Annotated in this window: 15 protein-coding genes; 5 read left to right on the top strand and 10 right to left on the bottom strand. The window is 45.7% G+C overall.

Annotated elements, in window-relative coordinates; genetic code table 11:
• Nucleotides 1-167: 167 nt before the first annotated feature.
• Nucleotides 168-392: a hypothetical protein gene (locus WBA89_RS17970; protein WP_424408579.1), complete on the bottom strand. Its 225-nt coding sequence runs from the start codon at nt 390-392 to the stop codon at nt 168-170.
• Between the two features lie 90 nt (nt 393-482).
• Between WBA89_RS17970 and WBA89_RS17965 the strand changes: the two genes are divergently transcribed.
• On the top strand, nt 483-608 hold the full coding sequence (locus WBA89_RS17965) for a hypothetical protein (RefSeq protein ID WP_424408578.1): 126 nt from the start codon (nt 483-485) through the stop codon (nt 606-608).
• Nucleotides 609-655: 47 nt separating this feature from the next.
• Here WBA89_RS17965 and WBA89_RS17960 read toward each other — a convergent pair whose 3' ends face one another.
• Together WBA89_RS17960 and WBA89_RS17955 are read right to left on the bottom strand one after the other, a co-directional pair.
• Entirely contained in the window at nt 656-1,456 is an 801-nt protein-coding gene (locus tag WBA89_RS17960; RefSeq protein ID WP_424408577.1) for a hypothetical protein, read from the bottom strand.
• Nucleotides 1,457-1,519: 63 nt separating this feature from the next.
• On the bottom strand, nt 1,520-6,478 hold the full coding sequence (locus WBA89_RS17955) for a S8 family serine peptidase (RefSeq protein ID WP_424408576.1): 4,959 nt from the start codon (nt 6,476-6,478) through the stop codon (nt 1,520-1,522).
• A gap of 706 nt (nt 6,479-7,184) precedes the next feature.
• On the opposite strand from WBA89_RS17955, the gene WBA89_RS17950 reads away from it, so the two are divergent.
• Nucleotides 7,185-10,715 (top strand): hypothetical protein, encoded by a 3,531-nt coding sequence (locus WBA89_RS17950; protein ID WP_424408575.1) that lies wholly within the window; start codon nt 7,185-7,187, stop codon nt 10,713-10,715.
• A 15-nt stretch (nt 10,716-10,730) separates the two neighbouring features.
• On the opposite strand, the gene WBA89_RS17945 is transcribed toward WBA89_RS17950, so the two are convergent.
• Nucleotides 10,731-10,931, bottom strand: coding sequence for a hypothetical protein (locus WBA89_RS17945; protein ID WP_424408574.1), 201 nt, complete (start codon nt 10,929-10,931; stop codon nt 10,731-10,733).
• Nucleotides 10,932-11,374: 443 nt separating this feature from the next.
• Between WBA89_RS17945 and WBA89_RS17940 the strand changes: the two genes are divergently transcribed.
• The 3 genes from WBA89_RS17940 to WBA89_RS17930 all read left to right on the top strand — a co-directional run bounded on the left by WBA89_RS17940 (nt 11,375) and on the right by WBA89_RS17930 (nt 15,268).
• Nucleotides 11,375-14,248 carry a zinc-dependent metalloprotease gene (locus tag WBA89_RS17940; protein ID WP_424408573.1) on the top strand — a complete coding sequence of 958 codons (2,874 nt, stop codon included), beginning with the start codon at nt 11,375-11,377 and terminating at the stop codon, nt 14,246-14,248.
• 268 nt (nt 14,249-14,516) lie between these two features.
• Nucleotides 14,517-14,945, top strand: a complete 429-nt coding sequence (locus WBA89_RS17935; RefSeq protein ID WP_424408572.1) for an element excision factor XisH family protein — start codon at nt 14,517-14,519, stop codon at nt 14,943-14,945.
• Complete coding sequence (locus WBA89_RS17930; protein ID WP_194010521.1) at nt 14,921-15,268, top strand: XisI protein; 348 nt, start codon at nt 14,921-14,923, stop codon at nt 15,266-15,268. The genes WBA89_RS17935 and WBA89_RS17930 overlap by 25 nt, the downstream gene beginning before the upstream one ends.
• 59 nt (nt 15,269-15,327) lie before the next feature.
• On the opposite strand, the gene WBA89_RS17925 is transcribed toward WBA89_RS17930, so the two are convergent.
• The 6 genes from WBA89_RS17925 to WBA89_RS17900 form a co-directional block, all read right to left on the bottom strand.
• Nucleotides 15,328-15,552, bottom strand: coding sequence for a type II toxin-antitoxin system HicB family antitoxin (locus tag WBA89_RS17925; protein ID WP_424408571.1), 225 nt, complete (start codon nt 15,550-15,552; stop codon nt 15,328-15,330).
• An 18-nt stretch (nt 15,553-15,570) separates the two neighbouring features.
• Entirely contained in the window at nt 15,571-16,194 is a 624-nt protein-coding gene (locus tag WBA89_RS17920; RefSeq protein ID WP_424408570.1) for a Uma2 family endonuclease, read from the bottom strand.
• Between the two features lie 79 nt (nt 16,195-16,273).
• The gene (locus tag WBA89_RS17915; RefSeq protein WP_333073606.1) at nt 16,274-16,624 is read right to left on the bottom strand and encodes a DUF5615 family PIN-like protein; all 351 of its coding nucleotides are present in this window, start codon (nt 16,622-16,624) and stop codon (nt 16,274-16,276) included.
• A complete protein-coding gene (locus WBA89_RS17910; protein ID WP_424408569.1) occupies nt 16,621-16,950 on the bottom strand; it encodes a DUF433 domain-containing protein in 330 nt (109 codons plus the stop codon). The genes WBA89_RS17915 and WBA89_RS17910 overlap by 4 nt, the downstream gene beginning before the upstream one ends.
• A gap of 115 nt (nt 16,951-17,065) precedes the next feature.
• Nucleotides 17,066-17,239, bottom strand: coding sequence for a hypothetical protein (locus tag WBA89_RS17905; protein WP_424408568.1), 174 nt, complete (start codon nt 17,237-17,239; stop codon nt 17,066-17,068).
• A 372-nt stretch (nt 17,240-17,611) separates the two neighbouring features.
• The gene (locus WBA89_RS17900; RefSeq protein ID WP_424408567.1) at nt 17,612-19,135 is read right to left on the bottom strand and encodes an AAA family ATPase; all 1,524 of its coding nucleotides are present in this window, start codon (nt 19,133-19,135) and stop codon (nt 17,612-17,614) included.
• Nucleotides 19,136-19,693 lie beyond the last annotated feature (558 nt).

The raw sequence follows: 19,693 nt of genomic DNA, 5'->3' as shown, positions 1-19,693 counted from the left end.
GCAAAGACAAATTATAGCAGCACGTTTTTTACCGATTGTCAACCTTTCCGTTCAAAAAAATTAGCTTCTGGGTGCTGGCTCGAACAGGGGCTTTTTATATTAGTTCCCAAAAACAATGTAATTGCAGGCAAGCTTCAATATTGCCAATTCTTTAATCGAAAATAGTATTATTTCTGCGATCGGGGAAAGTTGAGCAGGGGAAGGCGCGAGCCCCGAAAGACTTCTTCGCTTTCAGAGCCGATCGACCCAACAAACTCAGCAGCAGCTTTGGCCGCCAGCAAACCGCCCAGCATGGGTAAGGCGGCCAAGCTCAATAAAATATCTGAGGGAATTGGCAACTTTGGACTGTGAGGTGTTTGAGTTTTGAGCAAGTCTTGGTTTTCCGACGGCATAAATTTCTCCTGTGTCCATCTGCAATCTTCATTTTACAGGCTAGGGCGGGTTTTGTTGCCTCGTTGTATCCTAGATTGGAGCAAGCTCCGGTGTTCCTCCGAGAATTAGTGCCGTGTCGATCGCGCGTAGAGTCGATCGCCCGAAATATAAAAATTATCTCAAAACGGGCGATCGACGAGCGAGGAAGTTGTACGGGCGATGTGCGATCGGCCTGAAAAGTCAAACTATCGACAGTAATTCGATCGCACAAATCAGATCGAGGTCAAATATCATCAAATATTGATGGCAACATTGGGTCTGGCTGTTCAACTTGCAAATATTTATCTCCACAAAGCCTTTTCATTTTGATCAAATATTTGTTATCTTCGGTAGATATCTCTACCCATGCCATCACTTCTTTTCTCTCTGTCTCATTGATGGTTTGAGCAATTTTTTGTAAAGCTCTAAGCGTTAATGTTTGATTAATTACATCAGATATGGGCGATACCTCAAAACACTCATCACTCCTTTCATCGGGATTAAGAGACTCTGGTGGTGGCGGTGCCACATTCCTCAAATTATTTTGGATTTCAGTCCTGAGTTCATAACTCACTAAATTCTTAATTTCTTGGCTCAGTGAACCTAATACTACAGGAAGTAGGATTGGTTTACGCCCTCGTCTTGGTGGAATATAAATACCTGCAAAAACAAACTTCCATGTAAACATTGCGGATCTAAATTCACGACAAAAAAAGTGCAGCAAAACCCATTGTTCTAACTCTATAGCTACTTCTACTCCTGACTTAGCTGCCAGTTCTAACAGTGCCTTTTTAACAATCTGTTGTACGATTTTTCCGTACCAACCATCTATTCCTATTTCGCCGCAACCTCTGAGTTCTCCTCGCATTTCATAGTCCATCATAGCCTGAGCATAGATCGACTGCCAGATTTGCGGTTGCTCTACTATAGGGTTTGGCAACCCCATCAAAAACAGAAACTGGCTGACCCACGGGAGGGTGGGCAGAGATAATGCTTGAAGCCATGTACCACCATCACAGTCTCTCCAAGGATATGCAAGTTCCATACAGTTTTTTGTGTGATTTTAGATTGGTGATTATCGAAGTTATTGATTGGGAAAATGGGTCGGTTAAACCTTAGGTAGAATCTGAAAAGGAATTGACAAAACTACTGCAATCCCTATCAAGATGGCAATCACCAACTTTGATGTTCCTTCGGCTACTACTAAAATACCATCTTTGAGCTTTGCACCCAGTGCAAAAGCCTGTTGTAGCAACTGATTCGGCTGACTGGGAGGAAGTGGTTGTGCTGGCGGTTCTTTCACGGAATATTCCTCAGCTTGATCCATTAAATCTTGAGCTCGGGATCCGAGTGCTATTAGATCGCCGTCGTTACAACCAGACTTTCTCCATTCGTCGAGCAATTGATTTAACCTGTCTCGCACTTTTCTGTATCTGGCCTGATGTCCTGCCCATGTCCCTTTACCCTCGCTCATATTACGATTTTCTGCTTCAGGACGCTGTTGTTGAGTAGCTATATGAGCTTGGTAAAGACGATTAGTATTATTATCATCCAGCATATCTTGTTCGCGTTTTCTGAGTGATTTTTCCAATTGTCCTTGTTCATTAATGAAACCTTTATATAGCACTTCTTCGATTCTTTTTAGGATATCGTAGCACTTTTTCAGATCTTCGTCATCAATATCGGGAGGGAGCAGCGGAGGAGGATTAGAACCACCTCTTGGCTTAGGAGGATTGTTTGCTAAATCATCCTTCCCATTTCCACCGAAGAAAACATCTTTAAACTGACGATCCTTATCCTTGATAATCACCGTCGGTATCAGCAAAAGATCCTTACTCGGCTTCGGAAGTTTCTGTAAATCGATCGGCTTATTTTTCGGAGCCTTATTCAACCGCGGCGGCTCCCCAAATTTGGGGACATCATTCACCTGCGGTGTTGTTTTCTTCGGATCGAACCCTCCCCTTTTAGACTCAGACTCACTCGGCAAATACTTGCCATCTTTCCAACTAGACTTCGACCAACTCTCACTCCAATCATTTCTCCCATCATCCCAGACAGTCCCGCTACGAGTCCAACTCCAACTGCTGCCACTACTCGTATAAACATTCCTTTTATTCACCGATTCTGAATCGTAACCACTTATTGTCTCAGTCCAACGATAACCTCCCTTAAAATAAGACTTGGTATAACTCGAACTCCAGCGATAATACTTGTAAATATCACTCACTACACCCTTACTATCGTAACTGCTGTCCCTCAACCATTTTTCGTAAGTCGAACTGCCATTCTCTTCTTTTCGACCATCTTTGTAAGTTGTGACTGTCTGTGAATTTCTCGTGGTTGAGGTATCGCTACTGTTAGACGAATTTGAATTATTGCCCTCGGTATTGCTATTGCTTTTACTCGCGGTTATTGTCGATTCGTCGCTGTTACTTTTGGTGGTATAAGTATCAGCTTTGTACTCGCTATCCCACTGGTCTTGATTTTCGGAATATCTTTCACTTTCGTTTTTGGAACTGAGTTTCCCGGCACTGTTGCTGCTGGAAGAGTTTGACTTGCTGATTGAATAATGGTCGCGATTGTGGTTTCTAGTGTCTCCCCCGTTTTTGTAAGTGTCTGTGTTATTTCCGCTGGTGACTGAGTAATGATTATCTCGATTGTTTCTCCAAGAGTTAGTGCCATTAGTGCTGTTAGTTTCCTGGGACTGATTCTGGGTATATGTGTCTGTGTTACTGGTGTTTTTTGATTTGCCGTCGTCGTAACTGGTGTTGTAGTTATTGTTCCCTTCTGAGTAAGTATCGCGGGTGCTACTGCCGACGGTTTTGCCGTTGGTTGTGGTATTGTCCCAGATGTTGTTAGTGATTGAACGGTTGTCGCTGCTATTGTTTGTTTTGGAGAAGTTGCTGCTAGTTTTGCTGTGGGAGTCGGATTGAGTGACTTCCGAATTTTCGCCGCTGTAAGTGCTGTTATAATTGTTGCCTTTGTTGCTCGAAGTCCTGTTAGTTTTTCCTTTTATTTGGGTTGTACTGTTGTTGCCGGAACTTCCATTGCTGCTCGTGTACTGATTGTTGGTAGTTGATTTTGAACCTGATTCTTCTTGGGTCTTAGAGTTGCTCTCTGCATAGCTACCGTCGTGCTTGCCATCGGATTGAGTTTGGCTGTTTAGGTAGCTGTCGGAAGCACTTTTCTGAGTTTGTGAAGGACTTGTATAGTTGCGATTTGAACTCCATTTCTGTTTGTATGAGCTTTGGCTATTTCCTGTGCCTTCGTATTTGAGTCGGCTGATGTTTTCTTGGGATTTATTTGTTCTTTCTATTGAGTAGAGGGAAAGATTTTTGTCTGTGTAGTCCCTGGCTTTTGTAGTTGTATCTGTTGTTGTTTCGTACAAAGAGTTACTGTTACTGTTGGTATTCCTGCGGCTTTTGTTCCAGTTGGAGTTTGTATGCGAGTAGCTTTTGTTGGTTTGGGCATTTGTGCTGGTTGTGTTGTTATATTTGCTGGTATTTGATGTGGTGTTTTGGGGTTGTTCTGTGGTGCTGGAACTGGTGCCTTGGTTGTAGTCTCCGGTTGAGGTGCTGGTGGTTTTTGGTTGGTTGGTTGTGGCGTTGGTTAGGGCTGCTCTTGATGAGGGTTTGGCTGCGGTATTTGTTGTATTTTCGTCGGCACTGATTAGGGATTTTGTCAAGTATTTTGCTGCCACCAATACTGGAATTGTCGGGATAGTTTCCGCTGCTGTAGCAATGGCCGATCCTGCGTCGAGAATGCCGTATCCCGTCCTTTCATCCCATTCGGGTACGTCGATGTCTTTGGCTGTATTGAGGAGAATGTTTTTGATTTGTTGGTAATCCAGAGATGGGTTGGCCGCCCACATTTGCGAGATGGTATTCGTGACTTTAGCAGCGGCGATCGACGTGCCTTGTTTGGTTGCATTTGTTGCAGTTTCTGCTGTTTGGTGAGTGTCGGTTGGTGCTAAAATATCCAAACCTCGTCCGTAGCTGGAATAGGCTGCCCGATAGTTGTTTTCGGCTGCACCGACAGTGATGATATTGTCGAATTCTGTGGAGGCTTGACCGAGGGCAGAGAGGAGATTCCCTTCGTTACCGGCCGCTGCTACAATCAGTATGTTATTGTCTTTTGCATATTTCAATGCTGCTGTTTCTTCTGCTGTCAAGAAGTGCCGTGTGGTTTGGGTGCCGTCGGGGTTGATTTGGGTTAAGTCGAAGCTGAGGTTAACCACGGCGTTGGGTTGTTTTGCAGCTTTGGTGGCGTCTGCAAATTCTATCAGCGATTGATGCCAGTTGCCGCTACCAGTTGCCCTTCCCAGCCAAATTGCCGGAGCTTTTTTGGTGTTGTTTTGATTGTTGGATGTGCTGATAATTTCTAATATTGTGTCGCCGTGTTGGTTTCCTTCGTTTGCTTGGAGTAGGGGATTGTTGTCGCCCTCGATTACGTCTTTTCCCAGGATGATTTGGCTGTAGTCGATGTTGGGATTGTTGGCGGTAAATCCGGTATCGATGATGCCGATAAATGGTTGGTTTTGTTGCGGGGAATGGGGAGTTATTTCTAGTTGATTTTCCGTGTCAGTGACTGGGTATTCGCTGTCAGTTTCGATTTCAGTTGCGGAGTCAGCGATAATATTGTGTGAATTGTCTGGCTGACTGTTTTCATCAGATGCTATTTCCGAAGTAATTGCGATGTTTTCCGAGTCGAAATTCGGGTTTACATATTCGTCGATGGTTGTTGGCTGCTGATTGTCGCTGTCGGCGGTGATATTTTCCGATTGTTGCGAGTCATAGTTTTCAGTGACAGCTATTTCAGGAATAATCGTTGGGCTGTCGGTAACTATATATTTTGATGCGGATGGTGGATAATTTTGGCTGGATGCTGTTTCGGGAAAGTGAGGAAGTTGTTGGGCGAATATGTTGTTGAGGGTTTCCCACAGCGTGGAAATTTCATCGGGAGAAATTATGGGAAAATTTTCAGGAGTTTCGCTGAGAATTTCCGGGCTGTCGATAGGAGTTGAGGAGATGTTTTCAATTTCTCCAGTGAGAATGTCTGCGGATGCTGCGGGTATGGCTGATATTTCTGGTTTTTCTGGTTGGATAAAGACGGTTGTTTCGATTTTGGCACCTGTGATGTCGTCGATTCCTGTGTCAACAGGATTTGTTGGGAAATTGAGAATTTCTGAAACAGTCGGGTTTTGAGTTTCTGTCGCTGGGGAATTTTCGGTTTTTGGATCAGCCGAATTTGGATCGGAATTGGAAATTTCGGAAACAGTCGGCTTTTTGTCTTCAACTGCGGGAGATTTTTCGGTTTTTGGATCAACCGGATTTGGATTCTCCTTGGGAATTTCTGAAACAGTCGGATTTTTGGTTTCTGTTGCTGGAGAATTTTCTGGCTTTGTCTCAACCGGATTTGGATCGTCCTTGGGGATTTCGGAAACAGTCGGTTTTTTGGTTTCTGTTGCTGGGGAATTTTCGGGTTTTGGATCAGAATTGGGGATTTCGGAAACAGTGGGATTTTTGGTTTCTGTCGCTGGGGAATTTTCCGTTTTTGTTTCAGCAGTATTTGTCGCGCAACTGCAAATTTCGGAAACAGTCGAGTCTTTGGTTTCTACTGCAGGATAATCTGCGTTTTTTTCTGCTAATTTAGCCTCGGTTTTGGGTGTAGCGTCAGCTATCAATTCTTTGTCTGTCTCTGATGTACGCAAATCAGATAGGTAATCGCCGCTAATTTTATCTATTTTGTCGGCTGGGAAAAGGCTGGAGTCGGAAGGAATGTTATTTTGAGTTGCTGCCCCGGCTGTATCGCCTGTTATTGTGTCGGTTTGGGAGGTGGATGTTTGCGGTTTTTCAGCGATGCTGTTGATTGTTTGTGTTGGATTTTTGTTGAGGATGAAGGCGTCTATGTCTGCTTGCTGGGGAGGGTTTTCTGGGCTTTCATCGAGGATTTTGTTGTTCGATCGCAATACTTCTATGCTGGATTTTGTAGATATTTCGTTAGTTGCTAGGAGATTTTTAGGGGCGGAGGGGGAAGAATGATTGCTGGTATAATTTGCAAGTTTCAAGTCTTCTGCAATGTCTGGAATGATGGAAGTATTGGCACTTGTTGGGGAGTATATGCTTCGATTTGTAACATGATTTAAGTCCTTTACTTACAATAAAAGTGACCAAAAAATGCTGAATTTTAGGATGTTTTTTTGTGAAATTTCGCAAGCAAAGCTAGTCCATGCCATGCTGGACTTTTCGGTTTTACCTTGCGCCCGCAATGTGTTATCTCGACAGGTGAAAACCTGCCAGCGAGGCTGAGAAAAATTTGATGCGATCGCCATAAGTTGGTTTTTTTATTGCTACGGATACATTTGAGAATATCAGTAACTTTTATCGATCGCCAGCGGTTTTCGCCATCTTGAACTAAATTTTATGGAAGCTTTAACTTACTTCCGTACCCTGAAATATCAGACTACGAATTTTGGTATGAGTGAGAGTTTGGGACTGGCACCGCCAAACTGATTTGCCTGCTTGTTGTATAAAAAGTAACTTAATTGGTTCGCAACATTACGCAAAAACCCGATCGCACAGTCAAGCCTTTATAAACTAGGTTGTACAGTCTTGGACGCAGACACACGATATGTAGTGCGGTGCGATTCCTAATAATTACTAACGACCAATGAATGATGACTTCGCCTAAGTGAAGCCTAATATATGCCAAAATACGGACGAAATGTGCTATCTCTAGAAGACGAAACCAGCTTTGACGAAATTTAAAGTCCCATGTTGAATGCGAACGGGAGCATATTGGCAGACAATCGATCGGCCGCGTCGCAGTGGGCCGGGGAAGCTTTAGGGCTTCCTGAAGTGCAGGTACAAGCTCGTTTGCGGGGAAATCACCTGCATATTCTGTGCGAAAGCCAGCAGTGTCCGTCTCAGGAATTGGTGACGGCGAGATTTAAGGGCGCGATCGAACAAACTGATTTAACGCGACTGTTGTTCGATCGAACTCAAATTTACCAGTTGTTTCTGTGCGGCCGCAAACTCGGTTCCAGACAAAATGATTGGACAGTCCGGCTCGATTGCAGCAGTATCAAAGAGCGACAGCAGCAACAGCAACAGCAACAGCAAGTTTCCCAAGTACCGCCGGCGAGCGCACCCGACGGCGAACCGCCAGCAAATCGTAAAAAAGGCGGATTCTTCGGCAAATTCAAAAACGAAAACCGCCAACTCAAACAGAAAGCAGCACCGGTAGAAACCCCGACCCAACCGCCACAGGTGCGGGAAGAACTCGATTTTGACGCCGAAAGTCTCCCCATCGCCTCCCGCATTCAATACCCAGAAGTTTTTGAAACTTCCCCGGTGACGATCGACACAACGGCCGCGCGGGAAGCTTTCAGTCCCCCTGTTTCTCCGCAGCATCCGGCAACATCTTCGCGAATGCAGGGAAGCCGAGGCGGGGTGGCTTTAATTCAATCCCCCGAAACCGATGGCGGAGACAGCGGTGGCGGTGGCACGCTGACGGTTTCGCCGGAAACTTTGGCGCGGCTGGGGCATCCAGATGCGATCGCCAGCTATCTAAGCGAAATCCTCGGGCCGATGGGAGTTTCGGTGAAAGTCAGCATTCGCGAAAAAGAACTCAAAATCAGCCGGGAAACCCTGCACTCGAATCCACAGGAAAATTTCAAGTCCAAGGAGCGCCGGCTGCTGGTGCTGTGCGAGTCAGCTTACAGCCCCGACCCCTCCTTGCTAGCAGAACCGATCGCCAGCAGGCTGCGGAAACTGAAATTAGAAGATTTCGTCGAAGCAGTAATCGGCAGCCAAGTCAGCGGCGAAGCGAAGCCGGACTGGTTGCTGCGGGTGGATTTGACGCCGCCGGACACAATTCTTAAGGAATGGGCCCGCTGGGGAGACGTGCAGTCGATCGCAAAACTGCTAAACCAACACTTGGCAACATCGAGAGTCGAAGTGCGGGCAACCCTCAAAGAAGCAACCCTCCACCTGTTGTGCAGTAAAACTGCCAAAAAAGGACAAAAACCCAAACGGCAAGAATACCCAGACAAGCAGCAAACCACCGAGGCGATCGCCCCAATGCTTGCCTCCTTTGCGCCCCAAGGCATCCGCGCAGCTACCATCTACGGCGTAGAACCAGTCACCGACAGCAAGACGGAACCGGAGTCGCCTGCGTGGATTGAATGGGTGGACTTGCCTGCCGCCCACCACCCCGACTTAGCGGCGAGCCCCAGAATATTGGCAGCCGAAGGCGACCAATTAGCCTTGACTTTTTTGCTCAACAGGTTTCTCAATCCCAATCTCAACCGCAAGCTCGAAACCGGAGGGATTCGGGCTGTGGCGCTGCACAAAGCCAACGTGCTGCACGTCATGACTGAAGCTCTGACTTGCCCTTCGCAGTCGAAAGTAGGGCCGCCGCTGGCTAAATTCTTGCGGCAGTTACAAATTCCGGGAGTGGCACGGGTGCGAGTCTACGGGCGCCGCGCCGGCCAGAAACTGCCCCTGTGGCGCTACGGAATCGACCTCCGGGCGGCGGTTGACGGGGAATCAGCGGAGGCCCCGGCACCGCTTCCCTCACAACTGGCTGTTTTGGAAAATGAACCAATGCCGGAGTTTGCCGCGGCGGAGGATCGGAGTCTTTCGGGTTTGGGCGAGCATTTGGTGTTTGATGCTCCGGCTACTGATTCCAAGCGGCTCTTCAAAATCGCGCTTCCGGGATACAAGCTGGGCGAGCAGCTTGTTCAAGCTGCGGTGCAACCGCTTGTTGCTTCGGGTTTGTTTATTCCGGGCGACGGTTTGTCAACTTCGGAGGCAGCGCGGGGGGGCGTGAGAGCCGATCGCGCGGCTCGAATGGCTGTGATTTGGGCGATCGCCGGTTGTCTGCTAACTTTCAATACCGATTGGTTGCTGGGTATGTTTCTGCAATCTGCGACGGTCAGTCAAGCTCCTAGCGCTTCGGAAGTTTGCAGCGGCCCGAATTGTCAAAATTCATCTCCCAAGCCTCCCCGCGACGCTCAAACCTCGCTCTCTAGCGCCGAATCCCCTAGCCCGGATACCTCTTCTGGGGAGGTAAATTTGCCTCAAATCCCGTTGGAGCCATCGCCGTCGGCCGATCGCGAACAGGCTTTCAACGGTTCTGGGTTTACAAAACCCGGAAATAATAGCGTTCCTGTAGCTGATGTTTCTGATGTTCCGGTGTTCCCGACTTTGAGGAGCGAGCAGCTTGACGAACAAATAGCGCGCTATCAAGAGTACATCCGCTTGCACGGCAAACCGCCGGATATCTTAATTGTCGGAAGTTCGAGGGCTCTGCGGGGCATCGATCCGGCGGTTTTGGAAACTGCTTTGGCGGATGGAGGTTATCCGGGGCTGAAGGTTTACAATTTTGGAGTGAACGGGGCTACTCTGCAGGTTGTAGATTCGATCGTCCGTCGGATTTTGCCGCCGCAACAATTGCCGAAATTGATTGTGTTGGCCGACGGGGCGAGGGCTCTCAACAGCGGGCGGCCTGATTTGACTTTTAGTGCGATCGCTTCTTCGGAAGGTTACAGACAATTGTCTCGGGGCAGTTTTCTTGTGGGCACCGCTCAATTAGAATCTCCAACATCAAAAGAAACCGCCAACAATCCGGTGGCGACTGCGGGTGAATTGTGGCACAATTTGGAACAAAGTCAAGCTCAGGTTCAGCAACTGTTGAATCAAAAGTTGATCGAGAGTTCTGCAACTTACAAAAAGCGCGATCGGCTCAAAGAGTTTTTGCGATCGCTCGCCAATCCCTCGGCCCCAGCGGCAATCGCCAACCCCCAAACCGCCGGAGACAAACAAACAACCGAAAACCCCCAGCCTGCTGTTGCGGGTAAAGCACCGAGCGATTTTCAACCAAACGGCTTTTTGCCGGTGGACATACGCTTCAATCCCGCTACTTACTTTCAAAAACACCCGAAAGTATCTGGCTATTACGACTCCGACTATCAAGATTTTAAACTCTCAGGCGAACAAACTGTAGCGCTCAAAAATCTGATCGAATTTAGCAAAGTTCGCAACATCAATCTCGTGTTTGTGAATATGCCTCTAACGGTCGATTATTTAGACCCAGTGCGGGCTGGTTACGAACAAGAATTCCGGGAATATATGCAACAATTATCAGCTCAAACCGGACTAATTTTCCGAGATAATAGTTTATTGTGGCCCCAGGCGCGGGAATCTTTTTCCGACCCCAGCCACCTCAACCGTTACGGTGCTGTAGCAGTTTCTAAGCGGTTAGCTCAAGATCCGATGATTCCCTGGCCGGCGAAGAGGTAATGAAAGAGTTTTGAGTTATTTTAGAAGTGATATCGTCTCCGCTGTCACGACGATCGCACTAAACTTGGTTCGATCGACAGCAACGTGAGTTTTCCTCAAAACCAGAGGACTTGCACTCCTCTCGATGGAACCTCTCGATTGCGGGTAATTCATCGGAGTTGACATTAAATGAGTCAAATCGTTTCCGGTTGCATCGGAATAATAAAATCGAGTCAACAGTTAAGCTGTCGCGCAAATAAACATTGCATATTCAGGGCGGGTTCTCCTGGCCACCCCACTCATTGTTTTATTGTTTTTTGACATACAGTTTAAATGCCACAACAGCTTAGGATCGAAAACTTAATAACTTAAACACCTCCTACAGTCCTCTCTCCTGTAAGTTGCCTTCCTCAAAGGAGGCAGAGCCTCGCCCCAGAAGCATTACCAGGCAGAGCCTGGTAACGAGCAATATCAACAGTCAACAATCAACAGTCAACAATCAGTAGGGGCGGTGCCCCCGTGCCCGCCCTCTTAACAGTCAACAATCAACAATCAACAGTCAACAATCAACAATCAACAATCAACAATCAAAAGTCATGTCGCTCGTGTAACTGGAATCGATATAACTCCTGCGATGCGACAATCTCAAAACTATCATTTCCGGCAGCGGAATACTCAACATGAAAAGATTGACATTTCCTAAAATTAGCAAAAATATACAGATAAAAAATCCCCGAAAAAATCTGCCTTTAATATTTTTTATATTATCCCTAGCATTTTTCCTGTTTAGTTTGTATAAAAGCTTATTTTTACCTTTGGCTTTATCAGCGCCGCCGCCCACCAGCGAAGAAAGTAAAGAACAGCAAGCTCTGCAACCTTTTGAAGAGGTTGTCAAAAATGCCAAAAAGTTAGAGGGATTGTTTACCCTTTACCGCAATGAAGCAACAAATAAAGTTTATCTGGAAATTACACCGCAACAACTCAACAAAAAGTTCCTGTGTTTTGTGACATTGGCCTCTGGTTTGGGGGAAGGCGGCATTTTTAGCGGATTGCCGATCGGCGATTTCTTGTTTCAACTGCGGCGAGTCCAAAACAACGTGCAGTTTGTCATACCCAATATCAATTTTCGCACCAGTCCGGGCGATCCGCAAGCCGGCTCGGTGGAAAGGGCATTTAGCGATTCTATCCTGTATTCTTTACCTCTCAAAAGCATTCATCCGCAAAGGCAAACTCTGCTGATCGACTTAGGCGATTTGCTGATGAGCCAAAAGCGCGATTTACCGGGAATAAAAGCGATTTTACCGATGATTTTGGGCGCTTCTTACTCGATCGATGAAGACAAATCTTCTTTTAAAGATGTGAAAGCGTTTCCGCTGAATGTAGAAATTGCTACTGTATACGGTTTTTCCAGCGATAATGACAGTTCGGTTAACTATTTACCTTCGGTTCCCGACAGTCGGGCTTTTAACCTCCGCATTCACTACAGTTTCTCGGAAGTGCCGATTAATAATGGCTACCGCCCCAGACTTGCAGACGAGCGAGTCGGCTATTTCCTGACAACATATAAAAACTTTTCTGACAAGAGCGGCCGCGACCCTTTTGTGCGCTATATTAATCGCTGGCATTTGCAAAAGCAAATCCCATCCGCGCCGATGTCGCCTCCGGTACAGCCGATCGTGTTTTGGATTGAAAATAATGTGCCTCTAGAATACCGGAATGCTATTCGCGAGGGTATTTTGGAGTGGAACAAAGCTTTTGAAAAGGCAGGTTTTACTGAGGTAATTCAGGTCAAACAAATGCCGGACAATGCTAAATGGGACCCGTCTGATGTCCGTTACAATACTATTAGGTGGTCTAGTTCTTTTGAGTCTGATTTTGCAGGCATTGGGCCGTCTCGAACTAATCCGCTGACTGGGGAAATCTTGGATGCTGACATTCTGTTGGATGCTGATATTGTCCGGCAAATTAAACAGGGCTACGGCTTTTTGGTGGAACAAAATCGATCGCTGGCGAGGAGTTTTCAAGGGAAAAATGGATCTAATACGAATCCTTGTCAGTTCGGAATATATTCGCGTTATTTGAATGTTCTAGAAAATGGGGATTTGGGAAAAAGCAGCGGAGAAAATTCTCAAGGTGGAATTGCTGATGATTTGCCGACTTTGGTGGAAAGATATCAAGAGCAAAAACGATCGCCCTTGTCGCGCTTGATGTCGAGTTCGGATATGTGTTTTGGGTTGGAATCGAGCAGGCAATTTGCGATCGGGGCAATGTCGGTGGATCTGTTGGAAAATGCCCCGCCTAGCAGTACGGCGACTGACAGTTATGTAAATCAATACATCCGATATTTGACGGCCCACGAAGTGGGTCACACTCTCGGTTTGAGGCACAATTTTCACGGCAGTACGATGCTGCAACCGGATGAGTTGAACAATATTCAGGTAACTCGTACTAAGGGTTTAACTGCGTCGGTGATGGATTATATGCCGATTAATTTGGCACCTCCGGGAACTGTGCAGGGCGACTATTATCCAACGATTGTAGGGCCTTATGACGATTGGGCGATCGAGTACGGTTACAAAGTTCTTGGGGGCACAAACCCCAACAGCGATTTAAGGGCGCTGCAACAAATTGCCAGCCGCGCGGGGGAACCGCAATTAGCTTACGCGCCGGATGAGGATACTGTTGACAATCTCGATCCGGCTGCTAATACTTTCGATCTCAGCGGTAATATGCTGACGTATTCGCAATGGCAAATGGATAATGCTAGGGCGATGTGGAAGCGTTTAGAAAAGCGAATTCCGGTTGGGGAAGAGGGTTATAACGAACTGCGGGTGATGTTTCATTCGCTGTTCCGATATTATACCAATCAGGTGATGAATGCTACTTTGTATGTGGGGGGACAGTCGTTTAATCGGATTCGCCCCGGTGATGCGAAGGGGAAATTGCCGTTTGTGCCGATCGAACTTTCGCAGCAGCGAGAAGCTTTAGCAACATTGGACAAGTACGTATTTGCCCCGGATGCTTTTAGTTTTGCGCCGGATTTGCTGAATAAATTAGCACCTTCGCGTTGGGATCACTGGGGAAGTCCGGCTTTGGTGTTTCCTCTAGATTACCCGATCGGCGATCGAATTACTTTTTTGCAGCGGTTTGTGCTGCGGCTTTTGCTATCTCCCACGCGACTGGTGCGACTGCGGGATGTCGAGTTAAAATCAGCACCGGAAACTGCTTTGAGGTTGCCGGAATTGTTCGATACTTTGCTTCATGATATTTGGAAAGAGGTTTTGCAGCCGGAAAAGAAGATGCAAATTTCAACTTTTCGGCGTTCTTTGCAGCGGGAACATTTGGCAATTTTGATCGGAATGGTGCTGCGAAAAACGAATGTTCCAGAAGATGCGCGGAGTTTGGCTTGGTACGAGTTGCGGCAGTTGCGGGAGGGTTTGAGCAAGACTATTCGCAATTTGGATCGGAGTGCGGATGCTTATACGCGGGCTCATTTGGAGGAAACGCGCGATCGAATTTCTAAGGTTTTGAATTCGCAGATTCAGTCGAATTAATTTGATCGTTGGGTTCAGAAACCGGGTTTTTAGGATAATATTTCGTTAGATCATCGCAGATTTGGTCGAAAACCCGGTTTCTGAGAATCTCATACCAATTTCATAAAGTAGCGCTAGATATTACCCCCCCAACCCCCCCTTGGTAAGGCTTGGCTCAGATTTCATCCATACCACATATGAAAGAAAAATGGTATCAGTCAAGTTAAAATAATTCGGAACTTGCGTCGTATACGATAGATATACAGGGAACTTAAACAGAAAAGCCCTTATGCCAGCCAAAGACCTTTATCACGATACTGTTTGCACGGCTCTCATCAAAGATGGCTGGACAATCACTCATGACCCACTGATTCTCAAAATTGGTGCCCGATCGGTTTTTGTCGATTTGGGAGCTCAGAAACTAATTGCGGCCGAACGAGGATCTGAAAAAATTGCGATCGAGATCAAAAGCTTCCTCAGTCCATCACCGATTAATGACCTTGAAAATGCTTGGGGGCAGTTCTTTATGTACGCCAGAACGCTGCAAAAACGAGAGCCGGATCGTCTTCTTTACCTAGCTGTTAATCGCAACACCTTTGAAACGTTGTTTAAAGAAGAAGCTGGGCAATTGCTGCTAGAAGAACCAGGTTTTCGCATGATAGTTTTTGACCCAAACACGGAGGAGATTATCCAATGGCAACCACAAATCAACCCGTAGACCAATGGCGTGAGATGTTAGAGAGTATTCTCCAATATTATGCGGATATTCCTTACGCTTATGGGGATGTAATTACCTATTTGGTGGTCAGCCGCGATCGCAACCATTTTATGCTGATACATGAAGGCTGGGAAAATCATCTGCGAGTTCATGGTACTGTGGTTCACGCCGAAATCCGCAACGACAAAATCTGGATTCACTATGATGGCATAGAAGACGGCATCACTGACGAACTCGTCGCTGCTGGCGTGCCCAAAGACTGCATTGTTCTTGCTTTCCATCCACCGGAAGTCCGAGAGTACACTGGATATGCGATCGCATAGCTTCTAATGTCTGCTTCTTAATCGTATTTAACTTTCATTGGTATTCTAGTTATAGACGTTTATGCGTGCTGTAGAGATTGACCAAATAATTGCGGCTTTGGCAAAGGTTTACCCTCATCTAGCATCGATTCAGTTAAAAGTTCTAAAACCTCGCGGGCATTTTTTAATGCGTCTTCGTAAGTATCACCGTGAGTATGACAATAGTCTCCCCATTCTGGAAAACTAACGACATAGCAGCTATCCTCATCTGACCATTGAATAATAATAGTATAATGACTGTTCATCTAAATAATTTGCAAACGCTAAACTTCTGTCATGGCAAGAATTTGAGCGATCGTTAATATTAACTGAGGAAACGTTGGAGAAACAATAATGGCTTCTCCTTGATATCGCAGTGCCTGATATTCACCATCAATTAAGCGGTTGATAGTCACCGTAGACTGTTTTGGAGAACCAATATACTGAACGCCTCCCAACCCTGCATAATCAACGATCCAATACTCCAGGATTCCTAAAGTTTCATACTCATTCAATTTGATGCGGTAATCATCCCGCCAATTGGTACTGACAACTTCGATCGCCAAGGGAGGTGGAATATAGGCAGCAGCAGAGGCAGAACTTTGACGCATTCTGACCCATTCTTCCTTGGCAAACACCACAATGTCGGCTTTACGACTCGATTCACTTTCGCCCGGGCCAGCGTTCAATCTGACTTGTTTACTTTGTCGAGGAACGTAGGGAAGGTTCAAGGATTGGCAATGATCTACCAAGAGACGACATAAACCATCGACGACATCCTCATGTTTGGCTGTGGGTTCACTCAGGGGCATGGCAACTCCATTGACTAGCTCGAATGACCTGCCGGACTCGTCATCCCAGTTGAGAAATTCCTCGAAGGAAAGGGTTTTTTGGGCGATCGCAACCATTGATATTAACCTTTTGCGTAGGTTGGCTCTCTGTTGTCTGTTTCTAGCTTAACGCTTTCGATATCCATTTTAGTGTGCATCAAAGGGGTAGCTTAGCAATACGATCTACCCATTCCTCTGCACTAGATGCTGCCCAAATCAAGAGTAGTTCTTCGATGACAACTTCCATCGGTATTTTTCGGGAAACAATAATGACTCCAGCACTCTGATTCGTAGTAATGAACTCAGCAAATTCGGATGGCATTGTTTTGCGATCGTGGCTGACGAGAACACGTCTTTGCTGTGCTGCAATTGCCAGAACGTCGGAATCTTTAACGCCTTCTAACCCAGCAGCAAAAGCAGTTTGAAAGTCGATTGTAGATTCTCGTCGCAGTAATCCTGTGACGATCGCCTGATTTAAGTCGGCATCAGCTTGATAGCGTACATTCAAGATCGCACCTGCTGTCTTGCTGCTTTAGCTGCCATCAGTTTGTTGTACAAAGCTGGATCGCTGGTTTGTAGAGGTTGAGGCATGGCATCAAATGCGTCTGATTCGGCGACTAGGTAAGCGTCGATTTCAGCGCGGTTAGCTAGATAAAAGGCGATCGCGCCATAAACCTGTTCCAGTGTCAGTAGTGGGAAAGACTGAACAATAGTTTCGGGGGATAGTCCTTGTTGGAAAGCATAGGCGATCGAGTCAAGAGAAATCCGAGTTCCTTCAACCCAATAGGCATCATTCCGATACTCTATGTAAGTTTTAACTGCTACAACTGGCATAAAATTTTTTAGACTCTAACTAATTCTTATTGTAGACGGATTCGATCGCCACAAGCTTTGAAAAACTAAGAGAGCGATCGGCGATCGCTTGACAAAACATCCGTTATCTCTGATTTTAACCAAGGGGATGGTGGATTGCGATCGTAATCGACGAAATAATCGAAACTGCGATCGGATATTCAATTTCTGCAGCACGCGCGATCGGAGCCGCTTGAATTCGTTCCGGCAAGCGTTTCAAAATGACTTCGGCATCAGCAGGAGAAAGTTGTTCTTGAAGTTTGGCTGGCATGGAATTCACCTGTCATTAATAGGCGAAATAGAGGCATCTCCTCGGCGATCGTACAAACTCTGATAATCTTGCCCGGTTGCAGGTAAGCGTATTACAAAAGCCGCAGCCCATTGAATTTTTTATGGTGAGACGAGAGCAAGCATGGTCTAAGCTCGCTTTTGCAGCCATTGATTTTAATGATAACAAGAGTGGTGTGGGCGATCTGCCTGTGACTTCTCCCAACCCATAATGCGAGACCCACCGAAGGGCGCGATGGAGTTTTATCTATCGCTCCACACAGGGTCACGCAATAGAAAAAATGTAACGTTCGTGTTCAGCAGCGACGAGTAACCTGTGCCTATTTACATTTCAATAGGATAAATCTGGGCTGATTTACCGGGCGATTCTTTCCTGAGTGTTTTCTAGGGGAATTTTATTCAAAAAAGGTTGTATAATAGCTTGAACTTCATCCTTAAAGGTACGCGCCCAGAGACTAATGAATGCCTCTCTCACCCGTGCTTCTGGAATAAACCCAAGTTTTTTGCCTACCTGGGAATAGAGTACATGAGGATCTCGGTTTGTGTTACGAACACTCCGAACAATATCTGCAACTTTTGCCTCTTCTTCATAGGGACGCAATAAAGCAACAGCTAGTTCTCCTGATATGTCATCAAGTTTTTCAATGACCTTATCGTAGATGTAAGATTCTGGGCTTTGTCCTGGAAGACGATGTATAGAGTCTGTTACAGACTCGTGCTGTTTAGAATCACCATCGATTAAACAAACTGAAGGTTGAGACACACTAGGATCAAGTTTACGACCTCGATGCACTGTTACGGCTGTTCCATCGCCTTCCATTGCATGGACACTGACCGCATCCATCGCTACTCCAGGTAAAGAACGCAAAATTTCTTCTACCCATGTTTTGGCAAAAATGTCTTCAACAAATACAACAAGCTGAGAGTCTATTTGACCACTGATTGCACGAAGAGAGCCAATGTCTAACTTACCCTGATATAAACTGCCATTTGCGACTGCCCATATTGCTTGGTCGGGCAATGGTTTGAGCGCATCATTTGAATGCGTAGTAAAAATGACCTGAATTTGTCTTCGTATAGCTAAATCAATTAAGTATTCCACCATGCGGACAGTTGCAACAGGATGAAGCCCATTTTCTATTTCTTCAATAAGTACGAGTGAATTTTCTGGTATAGTCTCTAATTTGATGGCCATACGAATGATACTGGATTCCCCAGCACCAAAATGAAACTCAGAATATGAGTCTCCCCCTGAAGTTTGTCCAGCAAGCAGCGTAACTCTACCGCGAGTATCCACACGCAGAAAGGAGAATGCGGATATGTCCTTGTCAAGGATACTAGCTACTGCTTTAGCAACGCCTGAACTAATTTCATCAATAGATTCTGGAGCTACATCAAAAGTATTGGATGCACATTGCTTGAGTTCTGGACGTTCATTTGCTGGTACAGTTCGAGATACGCCAAATACAGCTACTACTCTTTCCTTATCTCCTTCAACCTTCCATTCGCGTGACCATTTAGAACGAGCAAATTTAGCAATACGTCGAATGCTATCTGATTTTTTTATTTCTTTGTCTATCAATTCATATTCAAATTTCCAGTTCTGCATACTTGAGTCAAATCGACCACTTTTTGCAAAGAATAATGATGGCTTAACTGTTTTATAGGCACAGGCTGCTGCACCTAATACTGTTGTCTTGCCTCCACCGTTTACTCCTACAATCGCTGTCACAGGAAAATCAAAGGTTATTGATTTTTCTTTAAAAGCTCGGGCTTTTTCAAGAGATATTTTAAGTAAATACTTGCCATAACTTCTTTTCTGAACTTTCTCAAGAAGGTCGTTAACCTTGGACAGTCTAATTTCACTTTTAAATTCCACTCTTAAAAAAACCTCTATGCTTTTTGATACTATTCAAATAGTAACTTAACCCAATCACAATTGCCCAACATTAACCTTACAACTCTGCTAATGATAAGCTTGCAGTGATTTAACTCCCAACATCAAAAGGTGTAGTGGAACTATGCCCCAACCGATAGCCTGAGCGACATAACTATTAATTAGACCGACTTTCTCTATGTATCTAGGGAATTATACCCGATGAACTGACAAGTTGCGAGTGATTTACCAGATTTGGGTAAATATACGGACAGCTTGTCTGTATAACACCGCTATTTTTGTGAATACACGGAAACTTTCGGTGATTCTGTCAAACAGATAAGCAACGGATGCTGGCATTGGTTAAAATTGTTTGAAACCTTTGTCTCTAGCTTACTTCATTTATCATCGAAACTGACACCGCGATATAATTATGCGATCGCCACTTCCAGCTCAATACTCTGTAAAGTATTATTTCTAGGCGTAGGCAGAAACTGGCTCATAAACGAGTTGCATGAGTTTTTCTGAGGAAACGGTTTCCATTGCATAGGTATTACCTTG

The sequence above is a fragment of the Microcoleus sp. genome (assembly GCF_049646505.1).
Lineage (GTDB): Bacteria > Cyanobacteriota > Cyanobacteriia > Cyanobacteriales > Microcoleaceae > Microcoleus.
This window is presented reverse-complemented; position numbering and strand designations above follow the sequence as displayed.

What these genes read in the sequence shown, in the direction of transcription:
- WBA89_RS17970 (WP_424408579.1), bottom strand. Translation starts at nt 392, where the DNA reads ATGCCGTCGGAAAACCAAGACTTGCTCAAAACTCAAACACCTCACAGT.
- WBA89_RS17960 (WP_424408577.1), bottom strand. Translation starts at nt 1,456, where the DNA reads ATGGAACTTGCATATCCTTGGAGAGACTGTGATGGTGGTACATGGCTT.
- WBA89_RS17950 (WP_424408575.1), top strand. Translation starts at nt 7,185, where the DNA reads ATGTTGAATGCGAACGGGAGCATATTGGCAGACAATCGATCGGCCGCG.
- WBA89_RS17940 (WP_424408573.1), top strand. Translation starts at nt 11,375, where the DNA reads ATGAAAAGATTGACATTTCCTAAAATTAGCAAAAATATACAGATAAAA.
- WBA89_RS17935 (WP_424408572.1), top strand. Translation starts at nt 14,517, where the DNA reads ATGCCAGCCAAAGACCTTTATCACGATACTGTTTGCACGGCTCTCATC.
- WBA89_RS17930 (WP_194010521.1), top strand. Translation starts at nt 14,921, where the DNA reads ATGGCAACCACAAATCAACCCGTAGACCAATGGCGTGAGATGTTAGAG.
- WBA89_RS17925 (WP_424408571.1), bottom strand. Translation starts at nt 15,552, where the DNA reads ATGAACAGTCATTATACTATTATTATTCAATGGTCAGATGAGGATAGC.
- WBA89_RS17920 (WP_424408570.1), bottom strand. Translation starts at nt 16,194, where the DNA reads ATGGTTGCGATCGCCCAAAAAACCCTTTCCTTCGAGGAATTTCTCAAC.
- WBA89_RS17910 (WP_424408569.1), bottom strand. Translation starts at nt 16,950, where the DNA reads ATGCCAGTTGTAGCAGTTAAAACTTACATAGAGTATCGGAATGATGCC.
- WBA89_RS17905 (WP_424408568.1), bottom strand. Translation starts at nt 17,239, where the DNA reads ATGCCAGCCAAACTTCAAGAACAACTTTCTCCTGCTGATGCCGAAGTC.